This window comes from Parabacteroides faecis (assembly GCF_014647375.1).
GTDB classification, from domain to species: domain Bacteria; phylum Bacteroidota; class Bacteroidia; order Bacteroidales; family Tannerellaceae; genus Parabacteroides; species Parabacteroides faecis.
This window is the reverse complement of record NZ_BMPB01000019.1, coordinates 26,525-43,602: the sequence shown is the minus strand read 5'-3', so window position 1 is coordinate 43,602 and position 17,078 is coordinate 26,525. Positions and strand designations below refer to the sequence as shown.

General features: G+C 40.2%; 16 protein-coding genes. 7 read left to right on the top strand and 9 right to left on the bottom strand.

What is annotated here, in order from left to right; genetic code table 11:
* Positions 1-4: 4 nt before the first annotated feature.
* A complete protein-coding gene (locus tag IEY67_RS23500) occupies positions 5-616 on the bottom strand; it encodes an SIS domain-containing protein (protein ID WP_122353531.1) in 612 nt (203 codons plus the stop codon).
* A 59-nt stretch (positions 617-675) separates the two neighbouring features.
* Positions 676-1,470: a TerB family tellurite resistance protein gene (locus IEY67_RS23495; protein WP_122376279.1), complete on the bottom strand. Its 795-nt coding sequence runs from the start codon at positions 1,468-1,470 to the stop codon at positions 676-678.
* Positions 1,471-1,996: 526 nt separating this feature from the next.
* Between IEY67_RS23495 and IEY67_RS23490 the strand changes: the two genes are divergently transcribed.
* The 5 genes from IEY67_RS23490 to IEY67_RS23470 all read left to right on the top strand — a co-directional run bounded on the left by IEY67_RS23490 (position 1,997) and on the right by IEY67_RS23470 (position 7,895).
* Positions 1,997-3,718, top strand: a complete 1,722-nt coding sequence (locus IEY67_RS23490; protein WP_183672036.1) for a transcriptional regulator — start codon at positions 1,997-1,999, stop codon at positions 3,716-3,718.
* Positions 3,719-3,929: 211 nt separating this feature from the next.
* Positions 3,930-4,301, top strand: a complete 372-nt coding sequence (locus IEY67_RS23485; protein ID WP_183672035.1) for a DUF3244 domain-containing protein — start codon at positions 3,930-3,932, stop codon at positions 4,299-4,301.
* 11 nt (positions 4,302-4,312) lie between these two features.
* Positions 4,313-4,714, top strand: coding sequence for a hypothetical protein (locus IEY67_RS23480; protein ID WP_183672034.1), 402 nt, complete (start codon positions 4,313-4,315; stop codon positions 4,712-4,714).
* 2 nt (positions 4,715-4,716) lie between these two features.
* Positions 4,717-6,450, top strand: coding sequence for a BSAP5a family pore-forming toxin (locus IEY67_RS23475; protein WP_183672033.1), 1,734 nt, complete (start codon positions 4,717-4,719; stop codon positions 6,448-6,450).
* A gap of 224 nt (positions 6,451-6,674) precedes the next feature.
* Positions 6,675-7,895: a M16 family metallopeptidase gene (locus tag IEY67_RS23470; protein WP_183672032.1), complete on the top strand. Its 1,221-nt coding sequence runs from the start codon at positions 6,675-6,677 to the stop codon at positions 7,893-7,895.
* Positions 7,896-7,900: 5 nt separating this feature from the next.
* Here the strand turns inward: IEY67_RS23470 and IEY67_RS23465 are convergent, their stop codons facing one another.
* Positions 7,901-9,301, bottom strand: a complete 1,401-nt coding sequence (locus IEY67_RS23465) for an alanine/glycine:cation symporter family protein (RefSeq protein WP_183672031.1) — start codon at positions 9,299-9,301, stop codon at positions 7,901-7,903.
* A 140-nt stretch (positions 9,302-9,441) separates the two neighbouring features.
* Here IEY67_RS23465 and IEY67_RS23460 point away from each other — a divergent pair, with 140 nt between their 5' ends.
* Positions 9,442-11,769 carry a TonB-dependent receptor gene (locus tag IEY67_RS23460; protein ID WP_122376227.1) on the top strand — a complete coding sequence of 776 codons (2,328 nt, stop codon included), beginning with the start codon at positions 9,442-9,444 and terminating at the stop codon, positions 11,767-11,769.
* A 40-nt stretch (positions 11,770-11,809) separates the two neighbouring features.
* A complete protein-coding gene (locus IEY67_RS23455; RefSeq protein WP_122376226.1) occupies positions 11,810-12,316 on the top strand; it encodes a flavin reductase family protein in 507 nt (168 codons plus the stop codon).
* A gap of 2 nt (positions 12,317-12,318) precedes the next feature.
* On the opposite strand, the gene IEY67_RS23450 is transcribed toward IEY67_RS23455, so the two are convergent.
* The 6 genes from IEY67_RS23450 to IEY67_RS23425 all read right to left on the bottom strand — a co-directional run bounded on the left by IEY67_RS23450 (position 12,319) and on the right by IEY67_RS23425 (position 16,976).
* Positions 12,319-13,086, bottom strand: a complete 768-nt coding sequence (locus IEY67_RS23450) for an AAA family ATPase (protein WP_183672030.1) — start codon at positions 13,084-13,086, stop codon at positions 12,319-12,321.
* A 37-nt stretch (positions 13,087-13,123) separates the two neighbouring features.
* Positions 13,124-13,849 carry a helix-hairpin-helix domain-containing protein gene (locus tag IEY67_RS23445; protein ID WP_183672029.1) on the bottom strand — a complete coding sequence of 242 codons (726 nt, stop codon included), beginning with the start codon at positions 13,847-13,849 and terminating at the stop codon, positions 13,124-13,126.
* An 89-nt stretch (positions 13,850-13,938) separates the two neighbouring features.
* Positions 13,939-14,127: a hypothetical protein gene (locus IEY67_RS23440; RefSeq protein WP_229801186.1), complete on the bottom strand. Its 189-nt coding sequence runs from the start codon at positions 14,125-14,127 to the stop codon at positions 13,939-13,941.
* Between the two features lie 84 nt (positions 14,128-14,211).
* Positions 14,212-15,582 (bottom strand): sodium-dependent transporter, encoded by a 1,371-nt coding sequence (locus IEY67_RS23435; RefSeq protein ID WP_122353589.1) that lies wholly within the window; start codon positions 15,580-15,582, stop codon positions 14,212-14,214.
* A gap of 22 nt (positions 15,583-15,604) precedes the next feature.
* Positions 15,605-16,258, bottom strand: coding sequence for an ABC transporter ATP-binding protein (locus IEY67_RS23430; protein WP_122353519.1), 654 nt, complete (start codon positions 16,256-16,258; stop codon positions 15,605-15,607).
* 4 nt (positions 16,259-16,262) lie between these two features.
* On the bottom strand, positions 16,263-16,976 hold the full coding sequence (locus tag IEY67_RS23425) for a tRNA threonylcarbamoyladenosine dehydratase (RefSeq protein ID WP_122353518.1): 714 nt from the start codon (positions 16,974-16,976) through the stop codon (positions 16,263-16,265).
* Between the last annotated feature and the right edge of the window lie 102 nt (positions 16,977-17,078).

Genomic DNA, 17,078 nt, shown 5'->3' with positions numbered 1-17,078 from the left:
TAGTCTATTCGTTTTTGCTCTGTTCACGGCTTTTCGATCCGAGATAGCCGCCGTGATGCCGTTTGGCATAGTCTTTATTGTTGAAATTGATCCTTTTCATCGTACCTACGACCAGGATATCACCGATAACGGTCATTACTGTTGTCGATGTGGTCGGTGTAAGGCCCAGCGGACAAACTTCGCTCGGTGCTCCGGTAAGCAGGCATACGTCGGCATCCTTAGCAAGTGAGCTTTCCGGGTTACTGGTAATAACGATAAATTTCATATCGGGCACTAATCCGCGGGTCAGGTCGACGAGTTCCAGCAATTCGCGGGTTTTTCCGGAATTGGAGATCAGAAGCATGATATCGTTGTCGCGTACGATACCCAGATCGCCATGTTGTGCTTCGCTGGGATGCAGGAAGAAGGCTGGCGTACCGGTTGAACTGAATGTGGTAGCAATATTCATCGCGATCTGGCCGGCTTTCCCCATTCCGCTGGTGATCAGTTTCCCCCCAAGATCATGGACATATTTAACAATAAGAGTTACTGCATCTTCATAGCCGGCGGTTACCGGGATATTCAGGACTGCTTCAGCTTCCTGTTGCAGGATGCTCGCGATTGCTTCGTGTGACATAGCTACTTTATTATTTATACAATTATCTCTAACAGTTTGCAAAAATACGATTAAAAAAATCAATTCATCCCCCGTGTTTTATAAATTTTCGCTTTGGCGTCGTTGATACGTTGGAATTTCTCGTTAGCTGCTCTGTAGATATCTTCTCCTAAGGCAGCCACTTTGTCCGGATGGTGTTTTAAAGCAAGTCGGCGGTAAGCGGCACGTACCTCTTCATTGGTTGCCTCCGGAGTTATTTCAAGAACCTTATAGGCGTCTTCCAGTGTATTTGTTTCCAGGTTTAGTATCGATTCGACCTCTTTGTCTGACAAACCCATGGATAAGGCCACTTCTTTGAGGGCCTCTATCTCATTTGTGCATACATGTCCGTCGCTTTGAGCGATCTGGACTAGAAAAGCCAGGAGTTGAAGGCGTTCTTCGTAGCTCATGCTATATGCAATCTGTGTCCCGCATTCCCGGATGGTGTTTTTGAAAGCCATCGGGTTTTCATGGTCCATACGTTTTTGTTGTTCAAAAAGTTTCAGCAAAATATCTTCTCCTTGGGATACGGCCGTTTCTCCGAAATTTCTTCTGAGAAACTGGCGTACGAACTCCATTTCACTGTGCATGATCCGCCCGTCAGCTTTGATGACGTACGATGCCATAACGAGCATGGAGAAAAGGAAACTGTTCCGCTGACCCATATATCTGTCTTCCGGTGAGGGTTCATTTTCATAACCCCTTCCACCGTATGCCTGTCCCGCCTGATCGATTCCTTCATCAAACAAAGAACCGAATACGATGCCAGCCAAAGCCCCCAGAGGACCTAAAGCCATAAATCCGATAATACCGCCAATCCATTTACCTATTCCCATACGACTTGTTTTGTAAACTTTTCCGGCAAAGATATGAATTATTTTATTGGAATGATGTATGGTGTGTATAGGGAGGGTTAAGAAACCGTTTGGTTGTTCCCGAACAAATATAAAATACTACCCGATGTTTTTAAATTTACTATACGTACTAAATCAAATTACTACGGCGACTAATCAATGGTTGATAACCATCAACCGATTGGCCGACAATTGTCAACCGATCGGCTCATAATTATCGACCGATTGGCTGATAATTATCGGCCGCTGAAATGATACGATTGTTTCAAAGAATAGAATGGGCTAAACGGTTGGTAATGAGGTAATAACTTTGAAAGGCGAAGATAAGGATAAAACTACTGTGTTGCAAGAAAATTTTGCTTTCTTCAAAACTATTATGCGTTTATTTTAATAGCTGAGAGAGAAGCCTTGAAATTCCGCGAAAGAAATTGATTTTATCCACATATAATGTAATATAAAATCTTATATTTGCCACATAACGAGAATAGTTGATCTAAATGCTCTGAATATGAAACCGTTTAAGCAAGTTAACCTTATTATTATTGTGATTGGCCTTTTGTCTTGTCATTCAGGGCAACTCGATAAAGTATTACAACAGGCAGATTCTTTGATGACGAATGACCCGGATGGTGCATTGGCTCTTTTATCATCTTTCCCTCATCCGGAAACATTGAACCAGGCAGACTTTGCCGCTTATCAGTTGATGTATACGAAGGCGAAGGATAAATGTTATATGGATTTATCCTGTGATACCACTCTTATTTTGAAATCATTGGTATACTACAAAAAACACGGTAATGCTTCTCAAAAAGGCTGGTCGAATTATTATGCGGGCCGTGTCTATGAAGAGGCCGGAAAGCTATTTGAAGCTGGATTATACTTTCTGAAAGCGGCGGAATATGCGGGGGAGATACCAGACCCTCTGTTAGGAATGATGGCAAATTATTATTTGGGAGAGTTACACGATAAGCAGTATGCTTTTGATAAATCGCTGGAGGCTTATAAAAAGTCGTATGCTATTTACGATCAAACTTCCGGCGAGAAATATACTGGAACCTTATTGCATTCGATAGGCTCTGAATATGGGATAAACGGAAATCGGGACAGTGCTTATTTTTATTTAGAGAAGGCATTAGATATTGCCCGCGAACAGAAAGATACGATAGAAATGGCGGCTATATATAATGATATAGGGGTTTATTTGAAAGAAGATAGCCTGTATTTGAAATCGAAATGTTATTTGCAACAATCTTTATCTTTAGATAGTGATAGCAGCTGGATGATAACTCGAAAGATTACTTTGGCTGAAATTCATGCATATTTGAATGAGACTGATTCTGCATTCTTTTTATTGGATGGAATGAAATCTGTTGTGGAAGAATTGGATGATATAGAATTGCGGGCTATTTATTATTCAGCTTTAGCTAAAACAGAAGCTGCAAGTAAAAACTATGAATCGGCATCTTTTTACCAGAATCGATATGTAGCTTGTGTCGATTCTGTTTATCAGCTTCAACGTAAAGGTTCGTTAGCGGAGATTGAACAAATCTATAATTATTTAAAGTATCAGGAAGAGAATGAAAAATTGCATACGGTACAAGATGGCGCTATTGTAGTTGGCTGGATTATTTTGAGCCTATTGTTAGTTGTTTTTCTTCTTATTGGCGGGATGAAATGGAAGAAAAAACAAGATTTATCGAAGGCGGAAGATACGGTAGATGTTTTGCGAAAGATGGAAAAGGTAAATAAAAGCAACTGCAATAATGATGCTGGTAAAAAAGTTGCATTATCCGGTTATTCTGATGATGAAAAGGGTATGATGGTAAAAAAAGCGTTGCTTATGCAATTAAATATAACGAAAGTTTTGTCCCAACTGGATGAAAAATCGGAGAAAGAGCAATCTTTTCTTAAAAAATTTAATAGTTTGTTTTATGGAGAGCAGCATACTCTTGAGATTGATTGGAGTGAACTTTATTTGCTTATTGATTTATTATATAATGATTTTGCTAGTAAACTGAGAAAACATTATGGCAAAATTTTGTTAGAGAAAGAGATTCAGCTTTGCTGTTTGTTAAAAACGAATATGGATACTACGGAAATTGCTTGTGTAATGAAGCAAAGTATCAATACGGTTCGTACTCGGAAAACCTGTATACGAAAAAAATTGAAAGCTCCGGATGGAGCTGATATCATTATTATTTTGGAAGAAGGGGTAAATAATAAGGGTTAAAATTATTAATATATCATCGTGTGTCTGTCAAATATTAACTGTGGAAAATAGTATATTGATTTTTTATAAACGAGTGCATGTATAATCATTGATTATTAAGGTGTAATAAAATTTGAATATTAATAGTCCAGGATAAATATACCCTCAAAAAGGATTTATATAGGTTTGCTGTGGATAGCTTTGCTGTATCGAATCAAACAGATAGCAAGTTATGAAAAGAAAAATGATTAGTGTATTGTTAACGATTGTAATGATTTGTAGTACGACTTTTTTTGTGAAAGCAGATCAGGTGGAGATAAGAAGAACAAAAAGTCAGGGTGGGGTTCGCTCTATTTTGTTGGATCCTTCTCATCTCATGGTTAATCTGAACAATAATGTAATCCATGTTGATTTTCTCTTTTTACTGCGAGATGTCAATGTCTCTGTAGTCAGTTCGGATGGCAGACAGGTTCATCAACAAGTTATTTCTCCTCAAACTTCTTCGGTTGATATTGACTTAAGCGGAGAAGAGTCGGGAGTATACATGGTTTATTTTACTGATGCGACTGGTGTTTGTTTGTATGGTAAGTTTGTTATATTATAAATTTTTTATTTATGAAAAATATTTATTATCTTTTCTTTTTGTGTCTGTCATTAGTCTCTTGTGCAGAAGATGATAAAGAGTCGTTCAACCTAATCTTGAATCAAACATCTTGGTCAGGAGAGTTAACATTAAGTAATCCAGAGGAGATAGTATATAATATAAACATAGTTTTTGAAACAGAAAATTCAGGAGAATATTATATAGATAAGTTTATTCCGGAGCTTCCATTTTCCTATAAAACAACATTAAAATATAAAATTGATTCTAAAATAATACTTATTGAAGGTGGATATAATAATATTTTAACAGGTTATTGGTGGGTTGTTAGTAACGATGAAAACAGACTAATACTGAAAAGAAATATTAATACTGAACAGGATTGTGATACATTAGATTTAATTAAATTGATATAGTTATGAAAAGAACAGTTATTTTTTTTATTTTAAGTGCCTTGATTTTTTCTTGTACAATGGAAGATGAGGCAGATAATGATCTCTCTTTGAAATCAGAAAGTGTTAATGCTTGTAAAACAGTAGTTTTGAAAGAAAGGGATCCTAAATTTCCATTAGAATTTCCTTTACGTAATAAAACAAAAAATTCTACAACTTCATTTGCCATGTCTTCCAATGAAGACTTTTTAGGATGTACATATAAACTACAATATTTTCCGCTAGGAACTGCTCAGAACGTAGGGGTCCCTATAGTTAATATAAAGAAGCTAAAGGAAGAGTATGAGGATTTTTATGTTAAAGAAAGGAACATTGGGATTCAAAAATCAGACGTTTTTTCATATGCAAGTTTTGAGAGATATTCGCACAAATCAAAGGATTCTGAAAAAGTAACTCATGGTGTAAATCTTAATTTTAAATTGTTTTCTATAGGAAATAAAGGTACTATCGAAAATATATATGGAAAAGATGTTGCTAATGAAACCAACAGGGTATATGGTGAATTTAATGCAGAGGTTCTCGGTAAAAGATATATTTTAGAGACAAGTACTAATGCTTTGAATATGATTAAATTGGGATATTTGAACCCTTCATTTAGAAGTGAATTGTATTCAATAACTATGGCAGAATTTGTAAGAGAATATGGGACTTTAGTTTTAAGAGACTTTTATACGGGAGGACGAGTTTCTGCTATTTATTCTGGAATATATACGTCAAATGATTTGGTAGAAACTAAAGAGAAAAATATTGATAATGATATAAATGCCTCATATGGGCCAAAGAAAGATGTAAGTGGTAGTGGAAATTTAGGGATTGGACTTCATTATTATGATGAAACTAAAATGTCTAAAAAAATAACAAATATGACTTTATCTGTCAAAGCAGTAGGTGGTAATTTATCTTTCTCTTCTTTTTCTTCTCCACAGGGTTTGACACAAGTTAATATAGATTTGAGTAGTTGGATGTCTTCTATGGCTTCACCGGATTCATATAGAATGATAGATATAGAGTCTGAAGGTCTAATGCCAATATCTAATTTTGTATTGGAAAAAAATATAGTACAACATATTAATGATTATCTTTATGGACAATCTATTGGGCAGCCAATGGAAGTACAAGAGCCTTATATTGAAGTATTACGTCGAAATATACAGGGGATTACAATGTTAATAACTTCGTTAGTAACGAAAAATGATGATAGAGTATTGATTGATCTTAAAAATATAACTCCTGTTTCTGAATCAAAAAAACAGGAGTATATACGACAAATTGCTAATGAAAAAAGTAAAGTTTATGGTTTGAAAATTATTAATACAACAATCTCAAATGATACACTTCCAATACCTCCTAAAAATTGTTTCCAACTAGGATTTTATAAAGAAGAACTATTTTCTAAATTTATTGATAAGGAAAATAATACAATCTATTTGTTATACAATGGAACTAAAACAAAAGAATCTAACGAATTAATAATAAAGAGAGATTTTATTAAAGAAATGTTTTCTAATGCAAGACAGTCATCAGATATTGATGAAAATGGGGTTTCTATTTCTCTTCCTAAAGCGGTAAAATGTGGTCTGTCTATATACAATTATGATAGAACTCTTAATTTATACGGCTTGAAGGATTTTGTTAATAAATTGCCAACAATAAATATTGACAAAGGAGATTTATTAAATTATGAGCTAATTTCTTTGTAATTAGCTTTAAATATTAGATTATCTACCTTTATTATGATAGTGGAATACATTTCCATCATTCTTTATACGCAGGATATGAATATTACGTGTACATAAGACTATGATGGTTTGTATTTACTATCAGCTGAAATTTATAAGGATATTATTGTAGAATTTTTTCTTCATTCTTCCCCTATCTCTTTATTTGTTGTATTTTTGCAGGTCAATAAAGCAAAAAGAAAACAATGCATTACTTCTCACATATTTTATCCAATGGTCTTCGTATGGTACACTTGCCGATGGAATCGCCGGTTTCGTACTGTGGATTTGCCGTGAATGCCGGAACTCGCGATGAAGAAGCGAATGAGTTCGGTCTGGCTCATTTCGTGGAACATATGATGTTTAAAGGTACTGAAAAACGTAAAGCATGGCATATCCTGAACCGGATGGAAAATGTTGGTGGCGAGTTGAATGCCTATACGACGAAAGAAGAGACATTCGTTTATTCCATCTTCATGGAAGAACATTATCAGCGGGCATTTGAATTGTTGACAGACCTGATCTTTCATTCCCAGTTTCCGCAGCAAGAGATTGAAAAAGAGGTCGATGTGATCCTGGATGAAATAAACTCCTATGAGGATAGCCCATCGGAACTTATCTTCGATGAATTTGAAAACCTGCTTTATGACGGACACGCTTTAGGACATAATATATTGGGCGACGAGGCCTCTCTGTTGACATTTGACTCTGAATCCGGACGCTCCTTCATGCGCCGTTTCTATGCGCCGGAAAATATGGTATTCTTTTCGATGGGACGGGTTGATTTCAATAAAATCGTGAAGATGGCCGAAGGACTTTTGTCGGATATTGCCTTTCCGGTAGCTCCGCGTAACCGGATCGCCCCTGATGCCATAACGCCTTGTGTGAAGAAAATCAGTAAGGATACGCATCAGGCACATGTGCTGATCGGCAGCCGTGCCTATAGCCTGCATGACGAAAAGCGGATCCCGTTGTTCCTCCTGAACAATATGCTGGGTGGACCGGGTATGAATAACCGTCTGAATGTATCGCTTCGGGAAAAACACGGACTGGTTTATAACGTCGAATCGAATGTCACATCTTATACGGATACAGGATTAGCCAGTATTTATTTCGGAACGGACCCGAAGAATATGGAAAAGGCTTTACGTCTGGTCCATAAAGAACTGGAAAAAATACGGGACAACAAATTGTCTGCGACACAACTGGCAGCAGCTAAGAAGCAGGTGATCGGCCAGTTGGGCGTTTCCGGAGATAATAAGGAAGGGCTTTTCCTGGGATTGGGGAAAAGCTTCCTGCATTACAACCGGTATGATACGTTGCCGGAGGTCTTTGCCCGGGTCGAAAGCCTTACGGTTGGAAACATTCAGGAAGTCGCAAATGAAGTCTTTGCGCCGGAACGTTTATTCAGTTTGATCTATCAATGATCCTGTTACCAGCATTCCGCTTTGTCTTTTAATTCCGGGATACTGTTTTTATCGAATACCGGACTTTTTATTCCTTTCCGTTTTTGTACGACATAATCTTTCAGCAGAAGGAATGCCTGGCGACTGAGTAAGGATATGGCAATCAGGTTGCAGATAGTCATCGTTCCCATCGTGATATCTGCCAGGCTCCATGCCAGATCGAGACTGGCTAAAGCTCCGAACATGACCATTCCACCGACCAGGAGGCGGTAGATAAGCAAGATGCTGCGTTTCCGGGTAATGAACCGTATGTTTGCCTCTCCATAGTAATAATTGCCGATGATGCTGCTGAAGGCAAAAAGCAGGATGGCAACAGCTACAAAGATACTTCCTATACTCCCTATCTCATTGGTCAGAGCTTGCTGGGTGAGTTGCACGCCGTTGACGCTCCCGTCGAGCGGTGCCCCGCTGAAAAGAATAATAAATGCCGTACAGGTACAGATGATCAATGTGTCGGTGAAAACACCCAGTGTTTGTATTAGTCCTTGTTTTACGGGGTGAGAGACCTGGGCGGTGGCAGCCACGTTCGGTGCAGAACCCATACCTGCTTCATTACTGAATAGTCCCCGTTTAATTCCCTGCATCAGAGCTGCCCCGACAGTTCCGCCGATAGCCTGTTCCCATCCGAATGCACTGCTGACAATTAGTTTGATGACGGCCGGTAGTTCTGTTATATTGAAGACTACGATACCTAAAGCCAAAGCCACGTAACCGAGTGCCATTACCGGAACGATAACGCTGCTAACCTTGGCGATCCGTTGAATACCACCGAAGATAATCAGGATGGTAAGTACGGTTAATATACCGCCAAGAATCCGGTGGTCGAATCCGAATGCTCCTTCCCAGGCGGCGCAGATCGTATTGCTTTGCACGGAATTAAATGCAAATCCGAAAGTAATGGAGATCAGTACGGCAAAAAGTACGCCCATCCAGCGTAATCCAAGTCCGCGTTCCATATAATAAGCAGGTCCGCCGATGAATGAGTCTTTCCCTTTTCTTTTATATAACTGTGCCAGTGTCGATTCGACAAAGGCACTGGATGCACCCAGTAAAGCGATGATCCACATCCAGAAAACTGCCCCCGGACCTCCTACGGCGATAGCTGTTGCTACTCCTGCCAGATTACCGGTCCCTACACGGCTGGCTAACGATACGGCAAATGCCTGGAAAGAGGAGATGTGTTTTTCACCGTTTTTAGATTTTCCGGCGGAGTCTCCAAGTAATTTTATCATCTCCTTTATCATGCGGAACTGTACGAAACGTGTTTTGAACGTGAACCATACAGCGCAACCTAAGAGCATGATTATTAATATATACGACCATAAAATGTCGTTGATGCTATTTATCCAGGTATTTAATATATCCATTGATTTTATTCGTTTTGCTTCAAATATACGTCTTTTTCTTTTTTATTCTGTAACCTTTTTTCGATTTGCATCGTCTTATGAATAGAAACAAACGAAAGGCAGGAAAGGCCACCCTGCAATAGATAAAAAATAATAAACTTATGAGACGGATTATATTCGGGATCATGCTGCTGGGCTGCATGGTACAGGGAGCTTTTGCTCAAAATTTAGGAATAAAAGGTTTGGTCAGGGATAGTCAGAACAAAGAACCATTAGAGTTTGCCAATGTTGTACTGCAAACAATGGATTCAATGTTTATTACCGGAACAACTACCGATGAAAAAGGTAATTTTGTTTTGGATAAGATGAAATCAGGCGATTATTTGCTGGCTGTTTCCAGTCTGGGATATGAGACACAGTATGTCTCTTTGAAAGGATTTAATAAAAGTGTGACATTGGGCGATATACCGATGGAGAATGCATCGGTTTCGTTAGACGGTGTTACGGTCAGTGCTTCGAATACGAGTAGTCGTTCCGACCGGAAACTGGTGTTCCCGTCCGATCGGCAGGTTAAGGCTTCTACCAACGGGATGGATCTGTTGCAACAATTGATGCTGCCGAAGATACAGGTGAATCCGCTGTCGAATGAAATCAAGATACCGGGAAATGGGGAAGTTCAACTTCGTATTAATGGTGTAAAAGTGGAGCTCGATGAAGTCAAGGCATTGCTCCCTTCCGATATTATCCGTCTTGAATATCACGACAATCCCGGATTGCGTTATGGCAATGCGGAAGTTGTGCTCGATTATATCGTTCGCCGTCCGGAGACAGGGGGAAGTTTTAGTGTGGATATGAGCCAGGGTGTGAATGCATTATGGGGAGAACATCGGGTTTCAGGAAAGATCAATCATAAGAAATCGGAATTCGGTGCTTCTTACCGGATCGGTCCGCGTGACTTTTACGGTCTTTCCAGAGATAATGAGGAGATATTCCATTTGGGCGACGGAACGGTTTTACACCGGAAAGAAGAAGGTGAACCGGCTCATGGGCGTATGTTCATGCATAATCTGAATCTGAATTATAGTGTACAGGATCAGGAGAAGTATTTGTTCAATGCCACCTTCCGCTACTGGAGTAATCATCAACCGCATTGGGATTACCGTGGTATTTTATCCAATCAGGAAAATCTATCAGACTATGTGGATATGGTCGATCTGAATAGTTCAGATAATCAGGTTCCTGCGTTAGATTTATATTATCAGCGTAATCTGAAAAACGATCAGACATTGGTCTTTAATGTGGTCGGAACTTATAATCGTACCTCCTCTCATCGCTTTTATCAGGAAAGCCGTGGTGAAGATTTGCTGACGGATATTAATAACCGGGTTTCAGGTAATAAATATTCAGTGATCGGTGAAGGTATTTATGAGAAAAAGTTGGGGAATGGGAACCGTTTGAGTACCGGAATTCGTCATACGCAGTCATTTTCTAATAATGAGTATCGTAACGGACATGATTATAATACCCGTATGAATCAGTCGGAAAGTTTTCTTTATGGCGAGTTCAAAGGAAAGGCCCGGAAACTGGATTATACTCTGGGGGTTGGTGTGTCACGTTCCTATTACAAACAGGATGGAACAGATGATTCTTATCAATATTATACCTTCAATCCGCGATTTACATTGCAATATGCTTTGCCCGGACAATCTTTTATCCGTTTGAGAGGTTATGTCGGTAATTCTTCTCCTTCTTTAGGAAATCTGAGTGCTATTGAGCAGGTGATCGATTCTTTGCAATTGCAACGCGGTAACCCGCAACTGGAAGCTTATATGCGTTATCGCTTAGCTCTTACTTATGAGTATCAGAAAGGAATCTTTTATACTAATTTAGACGGTGCCTATGAATATCTTCCTAATCCTATTATGGATGAAAAATACCAGGAAGGGAACAAGATCATTCAAACCTGGGATAATCAAAAGAACTGGCAGCGTTTGACAGGTTCGGCTATGTTCCGTATCGGACCGATCAAGGATATCCTGCAGTTTTCATTTACCGGCGGTGTGAATCATTATATCAGTAACGGGAATACTTATTCTCATCGGTATACGAACTGGTATTGTGAAGCACAAGCCTCTCTGACCTGGAAGAAGTTCATGCTGATGTATCAGATGAATACGAACTGGAACTGGTTCTGGGGTGAGACATTGGAGGGCGGCGAAAATATTCAGATGTTTATGGCGCGCTACAATCATAAGAATCTGTCGTTGGGAGTAGGGGCAATTAACCCGTTCTCTGATAACTATAAAGTAAAGACGGAAAACTGGAACCAGTATGCATCTTATAAGAAAGCGATGTATATCAAGGAAAGCTCACGTTTGTTCGTTGTCTCTTTAACCTATAATTTCTCATTCGGTCGTACCTATAAAGCTGGTCAGAAACGTTTGAACAATGCCGATAACGACTCCGGTGTGATGAGTACGGGTAAATGATATTCTTTGTATCTTTGAAAAAAATTAAAGATAAGAAAGTATGAAAGCAATTGAACCCGCTTTGATAAAGGATAATTTTATTGAGATTATCGGTAAAGAGTGGATGCTGGTGAGTGCCGGTGACAAAGACAAGTTTAACATGATGACGGCCAGTTGGGGCGGCGTAGGTTTCCTTTGGAATAAACCGGTTGTATTCGTATTCATTCGTCCGGAGCGTTATACCCGTGAATTTGTCGATGAAAAGGGATGTTTTACACTCTCTTTTCTGGGTGAAGAGCATAAAGCTGCGCATAAAATATGTGGTTCAAAATCCGGACGCGATATAAACAAGGTCGCTGCGACAGGTTTGACTCCTTATTTTACAGAATTGGGAAATCCTTGTTTTGAAGAATCCCGCCTGACGTTGGAATGCAAAACGCTTTATGTAACAAAGATGGATAAGAATAGCTTTGTCGATCCGGCTTTGTATGAAAAATGGTACAGCGCGATGGCTGGCAATTTGCATAATGTATATGTGGCAGAAATATTGAATGCCTGGGAAAAGTGATTTTACCGTAATCCGAGTTCCCTGAGCATTTGCTCCGTATGGGTCAGAAAATACTTCGTTAACTGATAATGTTGTGTTTCCTCATACGGAGTGATATGTGCTCCATCCTCTTCTATGGAATAAATATCTGCATCCGGATAAGCCATGATGATCGGCGAATGGGTGGAGATGATCAATTGGCAACCTTGTGCCACCAGTTCATGGATCCTGACCAATAAGGCCAGCTGTCGTTGAGGCGAAAGGGCTGCCTCCGGTTCATCGAGGATAAAGAGGGTGTTTCTTCCTGCATAGTTCAGGAATGTACTGAGAAAGCTTTCCCCGTGCGATTGTTCCAGTAAGCGCCGTCCTCCGTAGGCTCCTAAAGAATAATCACGCCCATAATCTAATATGTCTTTCATCGATTTGGCATCGATTTCTGCGGCATGATCAAAAAAAGACTCGGCACGGAAGAAGAAATGGTCGAAAGGTTTCCGTTCTTCAATCAGCCGGATGCATTGCGGCAAAACGTTTGAATAGGATTTCCAAGCTTCTTTCCCGTCGTACAACATGCCTTGTTTGCTTTCATCCCGTTCTTCATATTTGAACATGATGCCTTCCAGCAGGGTCGATTTGCCTGCACCGTTTTCACCGACCAGAAAAGTAACCGGTTGCCGGAAAACAATCGATTCGATATAGCGTACGGCTGCCGCACGGAAGGGGTATTTCAAATCTTCTACCGGTCCTTCTACTTCTGCCGGATTGGTCAGTTTTACTTGTTTGAGGTAAATCATAGTTTTCTTTTTTACAAATGTATATAAACTTCTTTGTTTATTCAAACGACAGGTATGGTGTCAGCCTTTCCCGGTCGGCATCGGTGAACTCTTCGAGGAGCTGAAAGTTCTCCCAACCGGTCAGTTTACCTTTTTGCTTTCGTAATTGTCCGATGATGCGGGCCTGCCGGTAGTTGATGTAAGGATGTTTTTGCAAATCATTCATGGATACTTTATTGACAATTAATCGACAGATTAAAGACAGATCTGCCGAAAACCACGATTTCATCGTATTGTATCGTTCTTCGTCGATACCATATACTTCGTGAAGCTGGGAGACAGAGTAGAAGCCACCTAACAACTCTCTGTATTTAACAATCCGACGGGCGAATGTACTTCCGATTCCGGGCACTTTTTTTAGAATTGTAGTATCGGCTGTATTTAGCTCGACTATGGTTCCGGCAGGATATTTTTCAGTTTTAGGAAAAGGTTTCCTTCCGAGTGTATTTTTAGTTTCTTTCGGATGAAATTCTTTTTTCTTCCGCGAGGAATTGTTTTTACTACCGGATGAGGGTATTTGCCGTTTTCCCGTATCAGCGCCTTTTGTAATTGTATTTAAAGTTGTTTTAACCGGTTCTGTAACCTTTTTATTTTCATCGGCAAAATAGTCCGGTTTATTGTCTGTCACAAATAAGATGATCCAGGATATAGAGATCAGACAGAGTAGGAGAGTCAGGGCCCTACGTTCCCCTTTGGAAAAATAAAGTAAATCTCGCCAGTTCATAGTTTATAAGATATTATGGTTTGATATTTCGTCTGTTTCTGATGTGTGAGATGTATTTTTAAGAGAAATATAGAACTCATCGGAAATATCTATAGGCCGTATTTCTGTGCCTTCCATTCCCGCATTTTTTGTTTGATTTCATCCAATGTATAAAAAGGCCCTTCTTCGGCTTTGCGGACACGAGCAATTAGTTCTTCTTGGGTCATATTTAATCCGGGAAGTAGTTTTCTTTCCTTTGAAAGGGTTTTAATTTCAAGGGGGACGGTTTTGATTTCCATATTGTTATTTATTAAATGATGAATACTCTGTTACAAAGATATAAGTTACTTGCCAATAAACAAGTAACTTATAGCGTTTATTTTTCAAAACAGAGCGGTAATCTTCTTGATCAGGCCTAATTCGTTCAGGAAAATAAGTCCGATAGCTGCCGGGGCGATGTATTTGATAAAGAAAGCGTATGTATTGAAGAAATAGAAAGTAATTGTTCCCTTGTTTGTCAATTCTTCTTTCAGTACTTTCTTCTCGATCCGGAGTCCTACAAAAATGCAGATCATCATACCTCCGATAGGCATCATTATTTTGGCTGTCAGATAATCTAACGCGTCGAAAAGGATCAGGCCGCCGATCGTGTATTCTTTAAGCAGACCGAAAGATAATGAGCTAAGAGCACCGATGATAGCGACACCTATAGATACGATCCAGGCCGCTTTTTTTCTTGTCATGTGATATTCTTCGTGGACGTAAGCTGTAGCGACTTCATGCAAAGAGATGGTTGAGGTCAATGCAGCCAGAGCCAGCAGAATGAAAAAGATGAATGACCAGATATTTCCAAACGGGAGTTGCTCGAAAATATTAGGAAGAGTAATAAATACTAACTCCGGACCTGCTGTCGGTTCAATGCCGAAGCTGAATACAGCCGGAAAAACCATGATACCGGCCAGTAATGCTACGAATGTATTCAGAACAGTTACCTGTATGGCCGTCAGCTGCAGGTTGGTATCTTTCCCGAAATAAGAAGAATAAGTGATCAGGCAGCCCATACCTATACTTAGTGAAAAGAAAGTCTGTCCCATCGCACTTAAAACGACGGAAGAGGTAATCTTTTCAAAATCGGGTTTGAACAGGAATGCCAACCCTTCGTCCACACCCGGCAGAGTAACCGAACGGATACAGAGTATGAGTAATATAAGAAATAAAGCGGGCATCATTATTTTGGAAGCCCTTTCAATCCCTTTCTCTACGCCGGAGACAATAATGAAATGGGTCAACGCGATAAAAACGATGGTCCATCCGATAGGACGGAGTGCACTGGATGAAAATGTTTCAAAGTCTGTAGTGAATTCTGCCGTTGTTTTCCCGGACAACGAGCCGGTCATCGCCTGCCATATATATTCCAATGTCCAGCCGGAAACAACCGCATAGAAGCCCAATATCAGGAAAGCAGCTAAAACCCCGTTGTAACCGATCAGCGACCATTGTGTTCCGGGAGCCAATTCTTTGAAAGCCCCTGCTGCATTTCTACGCGAATGACGGCCGATAAAAAATTCGGTGATCATGATAGGAAGTCCGAGTAAAACAGTACATATCATAAAAACAAGCAGGAAGGCGCCACCGCCATTCGATCCTACCATATAGGGAAAACGCCAGATGCTGCCCAAGCCTACAGCGCACCCGACGGTTGCTAATATTACTCCGATTTTACTGCCGAAAGTTACTCTCTCTTTATTTGCCATAAATAATTTATACTCTTTCTGTTTATTGTAAAACAACCCCGTCTTTGATATGTATTACGCGGTCGGTATTTGCAGCCAGTTGTTCATCATGGGTTACGATAACGAATGTCTGGTGCATCTGGTCACGCAACTCAAAGAAAAGGCTGTGTAATTCTTCTTTATTTTTGGTATCCAGGCTCCCGGATGGTTCGTCTGCCAGGATCACAGACGGATTGTTGATCAGTGCCCGTGCTACGGCGACCCGTTGCTTTTCTCCTCCGGATAATTCTGCCGGTTTGTGGGTCATACGGTCTGATAGTTTCATGAAATCAAGAATCTCTTTGGCCTTTTTCTCGGCATTGGCTGCCTTTTCCTGCGCAATCAGGGCTGGGATCATGACATTTTCCAGTGCGGTAAACTCAGGTAATAGCTGATGGAATTGAAAAACAAAGCCGATATTCTTGTTACGGAAGGATGCCAGTTCTTTTTCGGATAACTTGCCGGTTTCGGTCCCGTTAATGAACAATTGTCCATTATCCGGTGTATCCAATGTACCGATGATCTGAAGCAGCGTTGTTTTTCCCGCGCCGCTTGGACCGACAATAGCTACTATCTCGCTTTTATTAATCGTGAGATCGATGCCTTTCAGCACTTGTAAATTCCCGAAACTTTTGGTAATGCCCTGCGTCTGTATCATTTGATTATATATTTCTTATTACATAGGAAGCCAGATAACAGCCGAAAATAGCCGGCATATACGAAACCGTTCCGGTAGTTGTCCGCTTACATTGTTCATTTTCCACTTCTACCACTGCTTCCGGGTTGGCTATCTCGGTCGAAAAAACAACCGGGATTCCTTTGTTCAGTCCCATTCCCCGAAGACGTTTGCGTACGGCTTTAGCCAATGCACAGTTGCAGGTCTTTGAAATATCGGCTATTTTTACCTGCGACGGATCGAGTTTGGCACCGGCTCCCATTGAGGAGACAATTGGGATCTCATGCCTGTGAGCATAATATAATAAGTACACTTTCGGACTGAGTGAATCGATGGCATCCACGATGAAATCGTACTTTGTGGCAGAAAGAACTTCTTCTGTCCGCTCGTCACGCAGGAATTCATTGAGTACCGTCAGTTTTAACCGGGGGTTGATATCGAGTAAACGTTGGCCGACAACTTCTGCTTTCTGCATCCCTTGTGTGGAATGTAAAGCGGGCAATTGTCTGTTGATATTACTCTCATTCACCGTATCGGCATCGACAATGGTCATGCGTCCGATACCGGCCCGGCAGATCTGTTCGGCGGCATAAGCTCCGACGCCTCCTAATCCTACAACCAGCACATGACAATGCGATAAGTACTCCATCCGTTCGGCACCCAGCAAAAGTTCCGTCCGTGTGTTCCAATTGTAACTCATTAATATGTTTTTGAGCACAAAAGTAATAAATCAATCAGAAACCGCCTTTTTATTAGTCATCTTTTAACTATTCCTTTATTCTGGGCTTGTCCGGGTGATTAA